This window comes from Streptomyces milbemycinicus, from assembly GCF_002154605.1.
Lineage (GTDB): Bacteria > Actinomycetota > Actinomycetes > Streptomycetales > Streptomycetaceae > Streptomyces > Streptomyces milbemycinicus.
The window spans coordinates 1-15331 of sequence record NZ_MUNE01000085.1 but is presented as its reverse complement, the minus strand read 5'-3'; the positions used below and the strand labels follow the sequence as shown (position 1 = coordinate 15331).

The window sequence follows — 15331 nt, the reverse complement described above, 5'->3', positions numbered from 1 at the left end:
AGGAGGCCATGGAGCGGCACCGAGACGATGTGGTGCCGCTCCATGGCCTCCTGCGGAAGGTACGCCGTGGAATCGGTCACGATCGCGACATGGCGGGACATGACTGGGAGGTTATCGGGGGATGGCCTGGGCGGACAGCGCGACCCCGCCGGATGATCAGTTCGTGTTCTTGCGGCGCGTGCCCGCGGCGTCAGCGGCTGATGTCCTCGCGGTGTCAGCCGGTGACGCCCCCGCGGCATCAGCCGGTGATGTCAATGCCTGCCACCAGCTATCCTTCCCCGCCGTGGAGCCGGTGCCGGTGATGGACCGGGGTGGCTCGCCGGATGTCGGGTGAGCCGCCGGGGACGCCGGGCCGGGCGCGGACGCGGCAGGCCCAGCGGACGCCGCCGCGGTCCCGGAAGCCGCCGAGGAGGACGGCTCGGGCTCCGGCGCCCAGTGGCGCAGCGCGCCCGCCTCGACCTCGATCTCACGGTCCAGCGCGTCCAGGTCGTCCCGGGCGAACCGCTGCGCCCGGTCCTGCGCCGCCCAGCGCAGCGAGTCCGCGGAGCGGGTGATCCGTTCCGTACGCTCCCGGAGCTCGGGCAGCTGGGCCTCCAGGCGGGTCCTGGTCGGCTCCTGCTCCAAGCGCTTCAGCTCCTCGTCCAGCTCCCGTCCATGGGCACTGAGCCGTTCGAAAAGGCCCAACGCCTCGGACAGCGACGGGTCTTGGGGCGCGCCCGCCCGCAGCACCTCATGGGTCGCCCGCATCGAGGTGCGCAGCGACAGGCGCAGCTCGGCGAGCTCGCCCGCCGGGCCGGGCTGTACGAACTGCTTGGCCCGCAGCCTGGTGTCCTCCACCGTGCGGCGGGCCTGGCTGACGGTGCGGTCGATACTGCGCTTGGCCGCCTTGACCGCCCGGACGCCCGCGTAGACCCCCACCGAGACGAAGAGCAGGAAGACAAGCAGCAGGATCCAGACAACGGCTTCCATGCGCGCTCCTTCGCGGCGGCGGGCCGGGCGGCTCCGGCCGGCGGCATCGGTCGTCTTCTCACCGTAAACGCAACGGGCGGGTCGGGGGTTCCCGGCGAACCCCCGACCCACCCGTAGGTGGGATCCCTGACGCCCCTGCCCCGAGGACCCAGCGATCAGCGGTCAGCGATCACGCGGGGACGATGTTCACCAGCTTCGGCGCCCGCACGATCACCTTCCGGATCCCCGCGCCGTTCAGCGCGGCCACCACTGCAGGGTCGCCCAGCGCCAGCTTCTCCAGCTCCTCCTCGGAGACCGAGGGCGCGACCTCCAGCCGTGCCTTGACCTTGCCCTTGACCTGCACCACGCAGGTCACGGTCTCGTCGATGACATACGCCGGGTCGGCGACCGGGAAGGGCTCGTGGACGACCGACGTGTCGTGGCCCAGCTTGCGCCACAGCTCCTCGGCGATGTGCGGGGCCAGCGGCGCGATCAGCAGCACCAGGGCCTCGGCGACCTGGCGCGGCACCTCGGGGGCCTTGGTGACGTGGTTGTTCAGCTCGGTGATCTTGGCGATGGCGGTGTTGAACCGCAGGTTCACCATGTCCTGCCGCACGCCGTCGATCGCCTTGTGCAGGGCGCGCAGCGTCGCCTCGTCCGGCTCGGCGTCCACGACGGTGACCTCGCCGGATGCCTCGTCCACCGCATTGCGCCACAGGCGCTGCAGCAGCCGGTACTGGCCGACCACCGCGCGGGTGTCCCAGGGCCGCGACACGTCCAGCGGCCCCATGGCCATCTCGTACAGCCGCAGCGTGTCGGCCCCGTACTCGGCGCAGATCTCGTCCGGGGTGACGGCGTTCTTCAGGGACTTGCCCATCTTGCCCAGCAGGCGGGTGACCTTCTCGCCCTGGTAGTAGTACGCGCCGTCCCGCTCCTCGACCTCCGCGGCCGGGACCGCGATACCGCGGCTGTCCCGGTAGACGTAGGCCTGGATCATGCCCTGGTTGTACAGCTTGTGGAACGGCTCGGCCGACGAGATGTGGCCCAGGTCGTACAGCACCTTGGACCAGAAGCGCGCGTACAGCAGGTGCAGCACGGCGTGCTCGGCGCCGCCGACGTACAGGTCGACGCCGCCGGTCGGCTGCCCCTCGCGCGGCCCCATCCAGTACTGCTCGATGTCCGGATCGACCAGCCGCTCGGCGTTGTGCGGGTCCAGGTAGCGCAGCTCGTACCAGCAGGAGCCGGCCCAGTTGGGCATGGTGTTGGTCTCGCGGCGGTACCGCTTGGGCCCGGCGCCGTCGCCCAGGTCCAGCTCCACATGGACCCAGTCCTCGTTCCGGGACAGCGGGGTCTCCGGGGAGGTGTCGGCGTCGTCGGGGTCGAAGGTGCGCGGCGAGTAGTCCTCGACCTCCGGCAGCTCCAGCGGCAGCATCGACTCGGGCAGCGGGTGGGCCACGCCGTCCTCGTCGTAGACGATCGGGAAGGGCTCGCCCCAGTAGCGCTGGCGGCTGAACAGCCAGTCGCGCAGCCGGAAGTTGACGGTGCCCTCGCCGATGCCGCGGGCGGTCAGCCACTCGGCCATCCGGGCCTTGGCCTCGACGACGCCCAGGCCGTCCAGGGAGATGCCCTCGCCCGCCGAGTTGATGATCTTCGCGTCGTACGACCCGAAGGCGTCCACCCACGTCGTGGTGTCGGTGCCCCGGCCGTCGGTCGGCTCGACGATGCAGCGGATCGGCAGCTCGAAGGCGCGCGCGAACTCGAAGTCGCGCTGGTCGCCCGCCGGGACGGCCATGATCGCGCCGGTGCCGTAGCCCATCAGGACGTAGTCGGCGATGAAGACGGGGATCCGGTCGCCGTTGACCGGGTTGGTCGCGTACGCGCCGATGAAGACGCCGGTCTTGTCCTTGACCTCGGCCTGCCGCTCGACGTCGGACTTGGCGGCGGCCTGCTTGCGGTACGCGGCGACGGCCTCGGCCGGGGTGCTGTGGCCGCCGGTCCACACGTCGTGCGTGCCCTCGGGCCAGGCGGCCGGGACGATGGCGTCCACCAGGCCGTGCTCGGGGGCCAGCACCATATAGGTCGCGCCGAACAGGGTGTCCTGGCGGGTGGTGAAGATCGTGATCTTGGCGTCGGGGTGGTCGGCCACCGGGAAGTCCACCCGGGCGCCCTCGCTCCGCCCGATCCAGTTGCGCTGCTGCAGCTTGATGGCCTCGGGCCAGTCCAGCGCCTCCAGGTCGTCCAGCAGCCGGTCCGCGTAGGCGGTGATCCGCATGTTCCACTGGCGCAGGTTGGCCTTGAAGACCGGGAAGTTGCCGCGCTCGGAGCGGCCCTCGGCGGTGACCTCCTCGTTGGCCAGCACGGTGCCCAGGCCCGGGCACCAGTTGACGGGCGCGTCGGAGGCGTACGCCAGGCGGTAGCCGCTCAGGACGTCCGCGCGCTCGACGGCGGTCAGCTCCGCCCAGGGGCGCCCGTCCGGGGTCGCCCGCTCACCGGAGGCGAACTGCTCGACCAGGGTGGCGATCGGGCGCGCCTTATCGGCCTCCTGGTCGTACCAGGAGTTGAAGATCTGCAGGAAGATCCACTGGGTCCACTTGTAGTAGTCCGGGTCGATCGTCGCGAAGGAGCGGCGCGGGTCGTGGCCCAGGCCCAGGCGGCGCAGCTGGCGCCGCATGTTCTCGATGTTGGCCTCGGTGCTCACCCGGGGGTGGGTGCCGGTCTGCACGGCGTACTGCTCGGCGGGCAGGCCGAAGGCGTCGAAGCCCAGGGTGTGCAGGACGTTGTGGCCCGTCATGCGGTGGTAGCGGGCGTAGACGTCGGTGGCGATATAGCCCAGGGGGTGGCCGACGTGCAGGCCCGCGCCCGACGGGTACGGGAACATGTCCATGACGAACTTCTTGGGCCGCGCGACGGCCTCCGGGTCCCCGGCCAGCTCACCGCTCGGGTTGGAGGCGTCGTACGTGCCCTGCGCGTCCCAGAAGTCCTGCCAGCGGGCCTCGATGTCGGCGGCCAGCGCGGCGGTGTAGCGGTGCGGCGCGGCCGCCTCGGCGGCATTGGTCTCGCTCATGGTCCTCAAAGCTCCATCGGTCGTCTCTGCCTGCGGTACCGGGCGACTCTCCGTCGCAGTCGCATCCGAGCAGTCGCGTCTGAAACAAAAAGACCCCTCGCACAGGAGGGGACGCCGCGCCGATTCCGACCCGGGTGGATCACCGGTCGGGACTGATCAGCGCGGCCCGCTAAGCAGAAGGCGTACGGCACGCATGGGGTCAGGTTACCGCAGGGCACCAATGGCGCGCACAGAGGTCACGGCCGGACCGGACTCCGTTGCCCTGGGCCTACGACAATGGGCGGGCCGCCCTCATCGGACGGCCCGCCCACTCACACTGTGGAGCTAAGGAGAATTGAACTCCTGACCTCCTGCATGCCATGCAGGCGCTCTACCAACTGAGCTATAGCCCCAGGTCTTGCTCCGCCCGGTTCCCCCCGGCGGCATCGCCTACATTACACGGACCCCACAGCCATCTGCCAAATCGGTTTCCGCAGGGCTGCGCCTGCCCTGGGCGCAGCCCTTTATGCCGTCGCGAAGGAGTAGAAGCGCTTCAGGGTGCAGTGCTCATCGAGGAGCCGTCCGTAGATCGGCTCCCCTTCGAGCTCCCTATATGTCTCGATCGGGTCGCCCTTGATGATGAGCGCCCGAGCGCACTCCGCACACCAGTACTGGTAGTCGGGGTTGAGCGGTTCCATGTCGCGCACGATCGGCGTCCCGCTGCCACACCAGTCGCACTTCCGGCTGTGCGCTCCCAATCTCACTCAGCTCCAGCTGTGGCCGCAGGCCGTACACACGTAGGAAACACCGCCGTTGTCACCGAGAACTTGGGCCACCTCACCGGAGCCGCAGGACGGGCACCGCAGAATGCTGCTCGGCATCCCACTGTCCCTCCCGTTCGGACTCGTCGCCCCATCCCCCTCCGGCCGCCGATTCTGCCACGGGAGGGCGCCCAGGTCAGCGGAGATACCTCACACGTATCACCAGACCAACAATCGCTCCGCACAGCGCCGCGCCCGCCAGCGCCAGACAGCTCACCCACAGGGCGTCCGCGGAGGCGTCCACACCCGGCCCATGGCCCAGGAAGACCGCGCCGAATACGGCGACGCCGCACAGCAGGCCGAGTTGAGCCGATGTCACCAGCACCCCACTGGCGTCCGCCGCATCCTGCGGCCGAACGGTCGCCAACGTCCGGGTCAGCACGGGGCTGTAGGCGAAGGCGAGCCCCATCCCCACGCCCACCAGGGCGACGAACAGCCAGGCGCCGCCGTCGGAACCGTCGCGCAGCGCCATCCCGACGCCGACGAACGAGACGGCCGCCAGCACAAAGCCGGCCGGTACGGTGACGGGATGCCAGCGCGACGGGAAGCGCTGCCAGTTGAGGCCGACGAGGCCGAACGCCACAGCGGTGGGCGCGAAGGTACAGCCGGCCCGCAGGGCGCTGTAACCGAGCCCACCCTGCACATGCAGCGTCATCACGAACAGAAAGCCCCCGTTGGCCGCCATTCCCAGCACGATCCGCGCGATCGCCAGCGGCATGCCCGGCGCCCCCGCCACCCGCGGCGAGATCAGCGGCGCCCCGCCACGACCGGCCAGCCGGGCCTCGTACGCCGCGAAGGCCGCCGCCAGGACCGCGCTCAGGCCCAGCATGACCCAGCCCCACAGCGGCCAGCCACGCTGCTGGCCGAGCACCAACGGCACGGTGAACAGCAGCACCGCCACCGCGAGGAGCAGCAGACCGGTCAGGTCCAGCGCCCCGGACCGCCGCGCCGCGCCGCCGCCCGCGCCCGCCGCCGGGCGCTCCTCGGTGCCGCCCAGCCAGCGCGGCCCCAGGGCCAGCAGCGCAAGGCCGATCGGCACATTCACCAGGAAGACCGGGCGCCAGCCGGTCCCGAACAGATCCGCCTGCACCAGCGCCCCGCCCAGGACCTGCCCGACGGCCGCGCCGGAGGCCAGCACCGCGGAATAGGCGCCGAGCGCACGGGCCCGCGAAGCGCCCGTGAAGGTGCGCTGGATGAGGCTGAGCACCTGCGGCAGCATCACCGCCGCGCCCGCACCCTGGATGAACCGGAAGGCGATCAGCGCGCCCGTCCCGGGGGCCAGCCCGCAGGCCAGCGAGGCGGCGGTGAAGACCGTGAGCCCGGCGAGGAACGCCTGCCGGTGGCCGATCAGGGCGCCCAGCCGCGCGCCGGTGATCAGCAGCACGGCGTAGGAGATCGTGTAGCCCGCGACGACCAGCTGCAGCCCGGCTCCCGAGGCGTGCAGATCGGTGCTGAGGGCCGGTGCGGCGACGTTGACGATGAAGACGTCGAGGACCGCCATGAGCTGCCCGGCCAGGACGATCGTGAGCAGCCGGCCGGGGCCTGGCGCCCGGCGCCGGGGCCGGTTGTCAGTGGCATCGCTTTTACTGGATCCACCGGTGTCGTCGGGCGCGCCGGGCGGCACCGAGGTGGTCGGGGTGGTGTGTGTCATGGATCGAGCCTGGAGGCGGGCCGGTACGGGTAACGAGAGCCCGCCGATGCTGGTACTGGCAGCACCTGGCAGCCACCCGCCGCGGCGGGGATCATGGGGCGGACGGCGGCCCCCGGGATCCGTGGAGGCATACGGGACGCCCGCCCCTGCGAGACACAGGGAGCACGGGGGACCCGGGACGCAGGGGACACGGGGGACTTGGGGGACGACGATGACAGTGAGCACCCGCCGCCGACGGCCGGAGCTGGCCGCCTTCCTGCGCATACGCCGCGCCCGGGTGACGCCCGCCGACGTGGGCATGGCCCCGGGTCTGCGCCGTCGCACGCCGGGGCTGCGCCGGGAGGAGGTCGCCCAGCTCTCCGGGGTCGGCGTGACCTGGTACACCTGGCTGGAGCAGGGCCGCCCGATCAACGCCAGCGCACAGGTGCTGGACGCCGTGGCCCGCACCCTGCGCCTGGACCAGGCCGAGCGCGAGCACCTGTACCACCTCGCCGAGGTGCCGTACGTCCCCGACCTGGCGGACGAGGCACAGACGGTCCGCCCGGAGGTGCAGGGCATCATCGACGCGATCGACCCGCTCCCGGCGGTGGTCTACAACGCCCGGTACGACCTGCTGGCGCTGAACGACACGTACAAGACCCTCTTCCCGTCGCTCGCGATAGCCCCCCGTACCGAGCGGAACGCGCTGTGGCAGTTGTTCTCCCACCCCGGCTGCTGCTCCATGTTCATCAACCGGGCCAATGAACTGCCGCTCATGGTGGCGACGCTGCGCGGCGCATACGGCCGCCATGTGGGCGAGCCCGCCTGGGAGGACTTCATCAACCGCCTGCTGGGCCTCAGCAAGGAATTCGCCCGGATGTGGCACAGCGGGGATGTCGCCCCGCCCGGCTCCCGGATCAAACTCGTACGGCACGCCTCGGTCGGCGATCTGCGGCTGATCTCGACCTCCCTGGTGATCCAAGGGGCCCCGGAGAGCCGCGTCGTGGTCTACACCCCGAGTGACGAGCAGAGCCGGGCATTGCTGGACCGGCTGCGCACGATGGACGACCTGCTCGTCGGCTGCCCCCGGCACGCCCGGCGCGTCTCCGAGATCCTGGCGGAGCGGGCGGCGGCCACGGAGGTGGAGGCGGAGGCGGAAACGAAAGATCCCGCCTCCCTGTGAGGGAAGCGGGATCGCCGTGGCCCAACTTCTGTGGAGCTAAGGAGAATTGAACTCCTGACCTCCTGCATGCCATGCAGGCGCTCTACCAACTGAGCTATAGCCCCGCTCTCCGTCGCGCCAGAGCGCTTCGAACGAGATGAAGCTTAGCCGGTGACCTGCCGGAAAAGGAAATCCGCCCAGTCGTCGGAAATCCGCTCAGTCGTCGTCGCCGAGCACCGGCTCCGGCAGCGACCCGGCGTTGTGCTCCAGGAGCCGCCAGCCGCGCGCGCCCTCGCCCAGCACCGACCAGCAGCAGTTGGACAGCCCGCCGAGCGCTTCCCACGAGTTCGGGTCGAGGCCGAGCAGCCGCCCGATGGTGGTGCGGATCGTGCCGCCGTGGCTGACCACGACGAGCGTGCCGCCGTCCGGCAGCTTGTCGGCGGCCTCCCCCACGACCGGCGCGGCCCGGTCGGCCACCTCGGTCTCCAGCTCGCCGCCGCCGCGCCGCACCGGCTCGCCGCGCTTCCACGCCGTGTACTGCTCACCGAACCGCGCGGTGATCTCCTCATGGGTGAGCCCCTGCCACTGCCCGGCGAAGCTCTCCCGCAGCCCCGCGTCGTAGTTGACCTCCAGGCCCGTGACGGTGGCCAGCTCGGCGGCCGTCGCCTTGGCGCGGCTGAGGTCGGAGGCGAGGATGGCGTGCGGCTTCAGGGCGGCCAGCAGCCGGGCCGAGCGGCGCGCCTGCACAACGCCCGTCTCGGTCAGCTCGATGTCCGTGGTCCCCTGGAAGCGGCGCTCGAGATTCCAGGACGTCTGGCCGTGGCGCCACAGGACCACGCGGCGGCCACGGCCGCCCTGCGAGCCGTTCAGCGCAGCTCACCGTCCAGTCCGCCGAGCCCGACGTCGGCGGACTGTGCCTTCTCGTACTCCTCCGCCTTGCCGCGGGTGGCCTTGGCGTCGGCGGGCAGCTCCAGCTGCGGGCAGTCCTTCCACAGCCGCTCCAGGGCGTAGAAGACGCGCTCCTCGCTGTGCTGGACGTGGACCACGATGTCCACGTAGTCCAGCAGCACCCAGCGGGCCTCGCGGTCGCCCTCGCGGCGCACCGGCTTGGCGCCCAGTTCCTTGTTCAGCCGCTCCTCGACCTCGTCGACGATCGACTTGACCTGGCGGTCGTTGGGAGCCGAGGCGAGCAGGAAGGCGTCGGTGATCGAGAGCACATCGCTGACGTCGTAGGCGATGATGTCGTGCGCGAGCTTGTCGGCGGCGGCCTGGGCGGCGGCGTTGATGAGCTCGATGGAGCGGTCAGTGGCGGTCACAGGCAAGGCTTTCAGTCGGTGGGACGTGATACCCCAAGCGTCTCACGCCCCACCGTCACCCCGTCCGGCCGTTCGCCGCCCGGTCAGCTCTTCGGCTTGTAGTCCTGGCCGAGGAGGACCGTGATGTCCGCGTTCGAGGCCACCTTGCCCTTCTTCGCGGCGGTGGCGGCAAGACCCAGCGTCTTGGCGACCTCCTTGGCCTGGGCGGCCTGCTTCGCGTCCGCGTACAGCACCTGCGAGGCCGGCTGCGGAGTGCCGCCCTGCTCGGTGGCGCCGACGACCGTAAAGCCGCCGTTGACCAGGGCGACCTGCGCCTCGTTGGCCGCACCCTGCACCGAGCCCGCGTTCTTCACGCTGACCCGCGAGGCCGCCTCCTGGTCGGTGTTCTTGACCGCGCCGCCGAGGATGGTCTTGACCACCTTGTCGGTGGACTGCTCGCTGAGCGTGCCGTCCGGCTGGACCGGCAGCATGGTGGTGTCGTACGAACCGCCCTTGGCCTGCTCGGCCAGCCGGGCCAGCGACGCGCCGAGCGCCTTCTCGCTCAGCGACGGGTCCGGGATCTGGGCCAGCGACTCCACGGTGTTCGTGGCGCCGTCCGTATCGCTGGAGATCTTCTTCAGCGCCGCGTGCATGACCTGCCCGAAGCGCGCGAGCTGCTTGGTCTGCGTCTCGCCCTGCCCGCGGTAGGTGGCGTACGCGACGGCGGCCTCGCCGCCCAGGTCGCGCTGCTTGCCCCGCTCGACCAGCGGGTCGTCGCCCTTCGCGGCGCCCGGGACGGTGGCGTCGGCGTCGAGGGTGATGCCGCCGACCAGCTCGACCAGGTTCTCCAGATACGGGGTGTCCAGCCGCCAGGTGCCCTCGATCTTCGAGCCGAGCAGCGTGCTCAGGGACTCACGGGTGGCGTCGGAGCCCTCGTCGACCACCGACTTGCCGAGGGTGGTCGCGCCGCCGTCCTCGGTGGACAGGGCGAGCGCGTTCGGCAGCAGGACGGTGGTGCCCCGCTTGGTGGTCTCGTTGTCGACCAGCAGCACGGTGGAGGTCCGCCCGCCCTTGGTCTCGCGCAGATTGACCACGATCACATCGCGCTTCTGCGGTCCCCCGGCGGCGGCCGTGCCCTGCTCGTCGTCGGACAGGCCCGGCAGCTTGCCCGCGTACCAGAGGTAACCGACCCCGCCCACCGCGGCCAGGATCATGACCACCACCAGCGCCACCAGGCGGTTGCGGCCCTTGCGCTTGCGCTCGTCGCGGCGCTCGCTGCGGGTCTCGGCGAACTTGAGCCAGTCGATGACGTCTTCGGAGTCCTCGTCCGGCTCCTCGACGAAGGAGAACTCCTCGGTGCGGTACGCCTCGCCGTCGGACTGCTCGGCGGACCCGGCGGACTGCTGCGCGGACCGCTTGCCGGGTTGCCCATCGGGCTGCAGGTCGGCCTGTCTGCTGGTACGGGCGTCAGCCCGGGAAGGCTCACGCTCGGCGGGGCCGGGCTCCTGGTACGCGTCGCCTGGAGCCGGCGCCGGGGCCGGGGCCGGGGCCGCCGGGTCGCGCTGCGGGGGGACGTTCGGGCGCCCGCCGGGGGCGTAGGGCGTCTCGTAGGGGGCCGCGCCGTAGGAGGTGCCCTGCGAGCTGTCGTACGGGGCGTAGGGGGCACCGCCCAGCGGTGGCTGGGGGACGTAGCCCTGCTGCGGCTGCTGCGGCTGCTGGGGGGCGTCCTGGTGCGGGTACTGCTGCTGCCCGGCGTACGGGTCGTACTGGGGCTGCGCCTGCCCCTGCCCCTGCCCCTGCCCGTAAGGCTGCTGCGCCTGCTGCGCGTACGGGTCGTAGCCGTAACCTTCCTGCGGCGGCTGCTGCTGCGGCTGCCCCTGCGCATACGGGTCGTAGCCCTGCTGCGCGTCCTGCGGCTGGTACACCGGCCGGCCATAGGCGTCGTAGCCGTAGATCTGCGGGTCCTGGGGATAGGAATCCCGCGCGTACGGGTCGTACGGGTCCTGTCGGTCGTTCACCGGTGCCCCTTCAGCAGTCGTGCCGGTACAACTCGCGCTTGTCGATGTAACGCACCACGCCGTCCGGCACCAGATACCAGACCGGCTCGCCGTGTGCGACCCGCGCGCGGCAGTCCGAGGAGGAGATCGCCAGCGCCGGCACCTCGACCAGCGACACCCCGCCCTCCGGCAGCCCCGGATCGGCCAGTATGTGGCCTGGTCTGGTCACCCCGATGAAGTGCGCGAGCGAGAACAGCTCCTCGGCGTCCCGCCAGGTGAGGATCTGGGCCAGCGCGTCCGCGCCGGTGATGAAGAACAGGTCCGCGTCACTGTTCAACGCGCGCAGATCGCGCAGCGTGTCCGTGGTGTACGTGGCGCCGCCCCGGTCGATGTCGATACGGCTGACCGAGAACTGGGGGTTCGAGGCCGTCGCGATCACCGTCATCAGATAGCGGTCCTCGGCCGGGGACACCTTCTTGTGGCTCTTCTGCCACGGCTCCCCGGTCGGTACGAACACCACTTCGTCGAGGTGGAACTGCGAAGCGACCTCGCTGGCGGCGACCAGGTGGCCGTGGTGGATGGGATCGAACGTCCCACCCATCACCCCGAGCCGCCGCTTGACGTGGCCCATCTGCTCTCCCATGCGAGCAGACCCTACTGGGCCCGGCCCGGCGCCGGGACCCATGGGGACTGTGACCTCGGTCAGCGGTCCCGGTTGAAGCGGGTGGTGACCCACAGCAGCAGGAGGAGGATCACCAGGGCCCCGCCGCCGGTCATGAAGGGGCTGATGCTCGGATGGTTGTCGACGTGCTCGCCCTCGGCGGCGAGGGTCGTCAGGGTGGCGTGCGCGGTGCTGAGAGCGGTCATCGCAGGCAGAACCTATCCGGATCGAGGCGGGCAAGTGCGTCCGCCACATCGTATGCGAGCGGGATCTCAGTCCTGCTTGTACCCGCGCAACAGGAGCCAGGCCAGCAGCACGGCGCCCACGATGCCCACCACCAGGACGATGCGCAGCAGCGCGCCGGGCCCTCCGTCGTGCTTGGAGGTGGCGGCGAGCACTTCGGTGAGACCAGTCATGTCGGGCATGCCTCCACGCTAACCCTCGCCCGGCCGAAGGCCGTCACCAGCCCGGGCAGTGTCCGGCCCGGGCGGTGCCCGCCGCGGGCCGCGGCCGAGGGCCTACGCTGGTTGGGGCACGGACCGAGCAGTCCAGCGAGGGGGCCGGATGAGCGACAGCAACACGCCTGGGGCCGGGCACGGCGCGGGCGGCGGGCAGGAGCGGGTGCCGGGGCGTGACCGGCGGCGGTTCCCGGGCATCTCCTCGCGCGCGTACGAGCACCCGGCGGACCGGTCCGCGCTGGTCGCGCTGCGCAAGCTGACCGGCTTCGACACGATCTTCAAGGCGCTGAGCGGGCTGCTGCCCGAGCGGAGCCTGCGGCTGCTGTATCTGTCCGATTCGGTGCGGGTGAGCGACCGGCAGTTCGCGCACCTCCACGACATGCTCCGGGACGCCTGCTACATCCTGGACCTGGACAAGCTCCCCGCGATGTACGTCACACAGGACCCGCGGCCGAACGCGATGTGCATCGGCATGGACGAGCCGATCATCGTGCTCACCACCGGCCTGGTCGAGCTGCTCGACGAGGAGGAGATGCGGGCGGTCGTCGGCCACGAGGTGGGCCACGCGCTGTCCGGGCACTCCGTCTACCGCACGATCCTGCTGTTCCTGACCAACCTGGCGATGAAGGTCGCCTGGATCCCGCTCGGCAATGTCGCGGTGATGGCCGTGGTGACGGCGCTGCGCGAGTGGTTCCGCAAGTCGGAGCTGTCGGCGGACCGGGCCGGGCTGCTGGTGGGGCAGGACCTGAAAGCGTCGATGCGCGGGCTGATGAAGCTCGCGGGCGGCCACCATCTGCACGAGATGAACGTGGACGCCTTCCTGGAGCAGGCAGAGGAGTACGAGGCGGGCGGCGATCTGCGGGACTCCGTGCTCAAGATCCTGAACATGCTGCCGCGCAGCCATCCGTTCACCACCGTGCGCGCCGCCGAGCTGAAGAAGTGGGCCGCCGGGCGCGACTACCAGCGGATCATGGACGGTCACTACGCGCGGCGCGACGAGGACAAGAACACCTCGGTCAGCGACTCCTTCCGGGAGTCGGCGAACCACTATGCGGAGTCGGTGCGCGGCAGCAAGGACCCGCTGATGGCGTTTGTGCGGGATGTGGCGGGCGGCGCGGGGGACCTCGGCAGCAAACTGCGCGAGAAGTTCGCCGGGGGCGCCTCAGCCGCCAAGGAGCCGCCCAAGGGTGGTCAGGGCGGTTCAGGCGGATCAGGCGGTTCAGGCGGATCGGACGGTTCAGATGGTCCGAGCGGCCGGGGTGGCTCGGGTGGCGACACCCCGCCCAAGGCCGGTCCCGAGCCGGACCTTCCGTAGCCGTCAGCAGGCGCCGGAAAGCGTCAGCGTCAGGAAGCGGAGCCCGGCAGATGCGGCACGGCTCCGGGGGACAGGACGCCGCACAGGGAGGCCGTGGAGCGGCCGGAGCTGTACGGGTCCGTACCGGGCGGTGCGTCGCCCTTGGCGCTCTGTCCGGCCAGCAGCGGCCGCAGATACCCGGCGGCGTTCGCGGCGCATGCCTGCGGGCCCGCCAGCACGGAGCTCTGCACCACCTCCAGGTGGTGGTCGCGCAGATCGTCGCGGTCGAAGCGGAACCGCGTCTCGCGCCGCACGGTGAACAGCGAGGCGTGGTCGGTGCCGCCCTCATGGGGGCGCTTGACGGCGTAGACGAAGGTGTGGTCGGCGGTGACCTCCAGCGTCGATGTGCTCCGCTCGGTGGCCGTCAGGGTGCCGTGCACCCGTACCACCGGGGCGGCCAGCGCCGCCTCGGCCGGGTTGAAGCGGATCAGCCAGCCGGTGGCCGCGTACCGCCCGTCGTCGGCCGGGTGTTCGAGGCTGTGGTCGAACTGGTCGAGCTGGTCCGGGTCGAGCAGCAGCCGTACGGACCGCGCCTCGCCGCCGGCGAGCACGGCCGGGTCGAGGGCCGACTTGACGATGTATTCCTTGGCCGTGGTGAGCGCGCTCATCACCTGGCTCTCGGAGAAGCTGTGGGTGCGCCGCACACCGGGCAGGGTGACGCCCGCGGCGCCGGTGGCGAACGCGGCGGCCGGGCTGTTCTCGAACAGGGCCGCGGGCTCCCCGCCGGGCACCTGGCCACGCGGCGCGAGCGGCACCACGCTGCTGCGCAGCGGCTCGACGGCCTGCGGCGGGGGGCTCTGGTAGGGGTGACGCACACCCAGATAGACGGCGGTGGCGAAGGCGAAGGCAATCAGCAGCACCAGAATGACGGCCTGGCGCGAGGCGCCCGCCCGCGCCCAGGCGTGCCGGCTGCGCACCGCCCTGGCGTGGTCACCCATGCGCTCCTGGGCCGAGAATTCCTGGAGCCGGGCAGCGCGGACGAACGACTCGTCGAAAACGACGGAGCGATACTCGTCGTCACCGCCTCCCGGGACGCCCTCGGGTGTCCCCTCAGGAGGGTTTCCACGCCCGGTCATATCTCAAGAGTAGGTCGCGAGGGGCGCCGGTAAACGCGGTGATACTCCACAACTTGCGCTTACGGCGAGCGCGGCACGGCCGTGGCGGCGCCGGTCGGCTCGTCCGTGGCGGCGGCCCCAGCGGACTCATAGGGCGAGGCCGGCTCCGACGGCTCCGAGGGCACGGAGCCCGGGCGGTCGGCGGGTGTGGCGTCGACCCCGCTGGTGGCGGGCGGCGGGGACGGGTCCTGGCGGTTGCCGGAGGCGCCGCGGTAGACGGCCGTGAAAGCCAGCGCGACAACCCCTATGCCCATCAGAACGGCCAGCAGCCAGGCCACCGGGCGGTGCCAGCGGGCATGGCCGCGGTAGGGGCGCCCGGCGCTGCCGTACCGGCCGTACGGGCCATAGGGTCCGTAGCCGTCCCGGCCGTGGCCGAATCCGTCGGCCTGGTCGGTGTCGCTATCGGGGTCGGCGTCGTCGTAAGCGCCATATCCGAACTCGGCGTCTCCGTCGGGGCCGTAACCGTCCTCGTAGAGCTCGTCCTCGGGAGAGACGCCGGCCGAGCGGCGGCGGGACGCCTCGGCGTCGGCGCGGGCCTGGGCGGCGGCCAGCATCCGCTCGATGGCGGTGGGTTCGTGAATCGCGGCGGACCGTACGAAATCCTCGTCGAAGACCACGGCGGCGAACTCGTCGTTCGCTTCCCCGTGGCTGCGGTCTTCGGGCTCGTCACCGTCCGGGAACGGCTTGCCTCCCACATCGTCCGGCACCCATTCAGAGTAGACCGGACGGGTCAATTTGGGCAGGGTGAAATGCTATTCGGGGGAACAGGGACCTGGAGCGGGACGGCGGAAGTCCACCCGACCGGAGTACCCCCCGAGAGGCCACGTCGTCCCCCGATCGGGGGACG

The 15331-nt window shown here is 71.3% G+C and carries 15 protein-coding genes and 2 tRNA genes; 2 read left to right on the top strand and 15 right to left on the bottom strand.

Annotated elements, in window-relative coordinates; all coding sequences use genetic code 11:
• The 6 genes from CCN51_RS53085 to CCN51_RS07815 all read right to left on the bottom strand — a co-directional run.
• Positions 1-101: DegV family protein (locus CCN51_RS53085; protein ID WP_211303209.1), on the bottom strand; the 101-nt coding region annotated here is incomplete at its 3' end.
• Positions 102-156: 55 nt separating this feature from the next.
• Positions 157-969: a hypothetical protein gene (locus tag CCN51_RS07835; RefSeq protein ID WP_014179715.1), complete on the bottom strand. Its 813-nt coding sequence runs from the start codon at positions 967-969 to the stop codon at positions 157-159.
• Positions 970-1138: 169 nt separating this feature from the next.
• Positions 1139-4012 carry a leucine--tRNA ligase gene (leuS, locus tag CCN51_RS07830; protein WP_014179714.1) on the bottom strand — a complete coding sequence of 958 codons (2874 nt, stop codon included), beginning with the start codon at positions 4010-4012 and terminating at the stop codon, positions 1139-1141.
• Positions 4013-4331: 319 nt separating this feature from the next.
• Positions 4332-4404: transfer RNA gene (locus tag CCN51_RS07825), tRNA-Ala, on the bottom strand.
• Positions 4405-4515: 111 nt separating this feature from the next.
• On the bottom strand, positions 4516-4749 hold the full coding sequence (locus tag CCN51_RS07820; RefSeq protein WP_043491603.1) for a hypothetical protein: 234 nt from the start codon (positions 4747-4749) through the stop codon (positions 4516-4518).
• 199 nt (positions 4750-4948) lie between these two features.
• Complete coding sequence (locus CCN51_RS07815; RefSeq protein ID WP_014179712.1) at positions 4949-6463, bottom strand: MFS transporter; 1515 nt, start codon at positions 6461-6463, stop codon at positions 4949-4951.
• 211 nt (positions 6464-6674) lie between these two features.
• Between CCN51_RS07815 and CCN51_RS07810 the strand changes: the two genes are divergently transcribed.
• Positions 6675-7625 carry a helix-turn-helix transcriptional regulator gene (locus CCN51_RS07810; protein WP_014179711.1) on the top strand — a complete coding sequence of 317 codons (951 nt, stop codon included), beginning with the start codon at positions 6675-6677 and terminating at the stop codon, positions 7623-7625.
• Positions 7626-7656: 31 nt separating this feature from the next.
• Here the strand turns inward: CCN51_RS07810 and CCN51_RS07805 are convergent.
• The 7 genes from CCN51_RS07805 to CCN51_RS54825 all read right to left on the bottom strand — a co-directional run bounded on the left by CCN51_RS07805 (position 7657) and on the right by CCN51_RS54825 (position 11982).
• A tRNA-Ala gene (locus CCN51_RS07805) sits at positions 7657-7729 on the bottom strand.
• Between the two features lie 91 nt (positions 7730-7820).
• Entirely contained in the window at positions 7821-8474 is a 654-nt protein-coding gene (locus CCN51_RS07800; protein WP_043487615.1) for a histidine phosphatase family protein, read from the bottom strand.
• Complete coding sequence (gene rsfS, locus CCN51_RS07795; RefSeq protein WP_014179709.1) at positions 8471-8920, bottom strand: ribosome silencing factor; 450 nt, start codon at positions 8918-8920, stop codon at positions 8471-8473. The genes CCN51_RS07800 and rsfS overlap by 4 nt, the downstream gene beginning before the upstream one ends.
• 83 nt (positions 8921-9003) lie before the next feature.
• Positions 9004-10917 carry an LCP family protein gene (locus CCN51_RS07790; protein WP_014179708.1) on the bottom strand — a complete coding sequence of 638 codons (1914 nt, stop codon included), beginning with the start codon at positions 10915-10917 and terminating at the stop codon, positions 9004-9006.
• A gap of 10 nt (positions 10918-10927) precedes the next feature.
• Positions 10928-11581 (bottom strand): nicotinate-nucleotide adenylyltransferase, encoded by a 654-nt coding sequence (nadD, locus tag CCN51_RS07785; protein ID WP_398529105.1) that lies wholly within the window; start codon positions 11579-11581, stop codon positions 10928-10930.
• 17 nt (positions 11582-11598) lie between these two features.
• Positions 11599-11763, bottom strand: coding sequence for a hypothetical protein (locus CCN51_RS55730; protein ID WP_014179706.1), 165 nt, complete (start codon positions 11761-11763; stop codon positions 11599-11601).
• Positions 11764-11829: 66 nt separating this feature from the next.
• On the bottom strand, positions 11830-11982 hold the full coding sequence (locus CCN51_RS54825) for a hypothetical protein (protein WP_043487612.1): 153 nt from the start codon (positions 11980-11982) through the stop codon (positions 11830-11832).
• A gap of 139 nt (positions 11983-12121) precedes the next feature.
• On the opposite strand from CCN51_RS54825, the gene CCN51_RS07775 reads away from it, so the two are divergent.
• Positions 12122-13330, top strand: coding sequence for a M48 family metallopeptidase (locus CCN51_RS07775; protein WP_014179704.1), 1209 nt, complete (start codon positions 12122-12124; stop codon positions 13328-13330).
• A gap of 29 nt (positions 13331-13359) precedes the next feature.
• On the opposite strand, the gene CCN51_RS56325 is transcribed toward CCN51_RS07775, so the two are convergent.
• A complete protein-coding gene (locus CCN51_RS56325) occupies positions 13360-14445 on the bottom strand; it encodes an SCO2583 family membrane protein (RefSeq protein WP_014179703.1) in 1086 nt (361 codons plus the stop codon).
• A gap of 59 nt (positions 14446-14504) precedes the next feature.
• Entirely contained in the window at positions 14505-15191 is a 687-nt protein-coding gene (locus CCN51_RS07765) for an SCO2584 family spore wall biosynthesis protein (RefSeq protein ID WP_014179702.1), read from the bottom strand.
• Positions 15192-15331: the final 140 nt, after the last annotated feature.

Coding starts and splice junctions, on each gene's coding strand:
- CCN51_RS07835 (WP_014179715.1), bottom strand. CDS start 969: ATGGAAGCCGTTGTCTGGATCCTGCTGCTTGTCTTCCTGCTCTTCGTC.
- leuS (WP_014179714.1), bottom strand. CDS start 4,012: ATGAGCGAGACCAATGCCGCCGAGGCGGCCGCGCCGCACCGCTACACC.
- CCN51_RS07815 (WP_014179712.1), bottom strand. CDS start 6,463: ATGACACACACCACCCCGACCACCTCGGTGCCGCCCGGCGCGCCCGAC.
- CCN51_RS07810 (WP_014179711.1), top strand. CDS start 6,675: ATGACAGTGAGCACCCGCCGCCGACGGCCGGAGCTGGCCGCCTTCCTG.
- nadD (WP_398529105.1), bottom strand. CDS start 11,581: ATGGGTCCCGGCGCCGGGCCGGGCCCAGTAGGGTCTGCTCGCATGGGA.
- CCN51_RS55730 (WP_014179706.1), bottom strand. CDS start 11,763: ATGACCGCTCTCAGCACCGCGCACGCCACCCTGACGACCCTCGCCGCC.
- CCN51_RS54825 (WP_043487612.1), bottom strand. CDS start 11,982: ATGCCCGACATGACTGGTCTCACCGAAGTGCTCGCCGCCACCTCCAAG.
- CCN51_RS07775 (WP_014179704.1), top strand. CDS start 12,122: ATGAGCGACAGCAACACGCCTGGGGCCGGGCACGGCGCGGGCGGCGGG.
- CCN51_RS56325 (WP_014179703.1), bottom strand. CDS start 14,445: ATGACCGGGCGTGGAAACCCTCCTGAGGGGACACCCGAGGGCGTCCCG.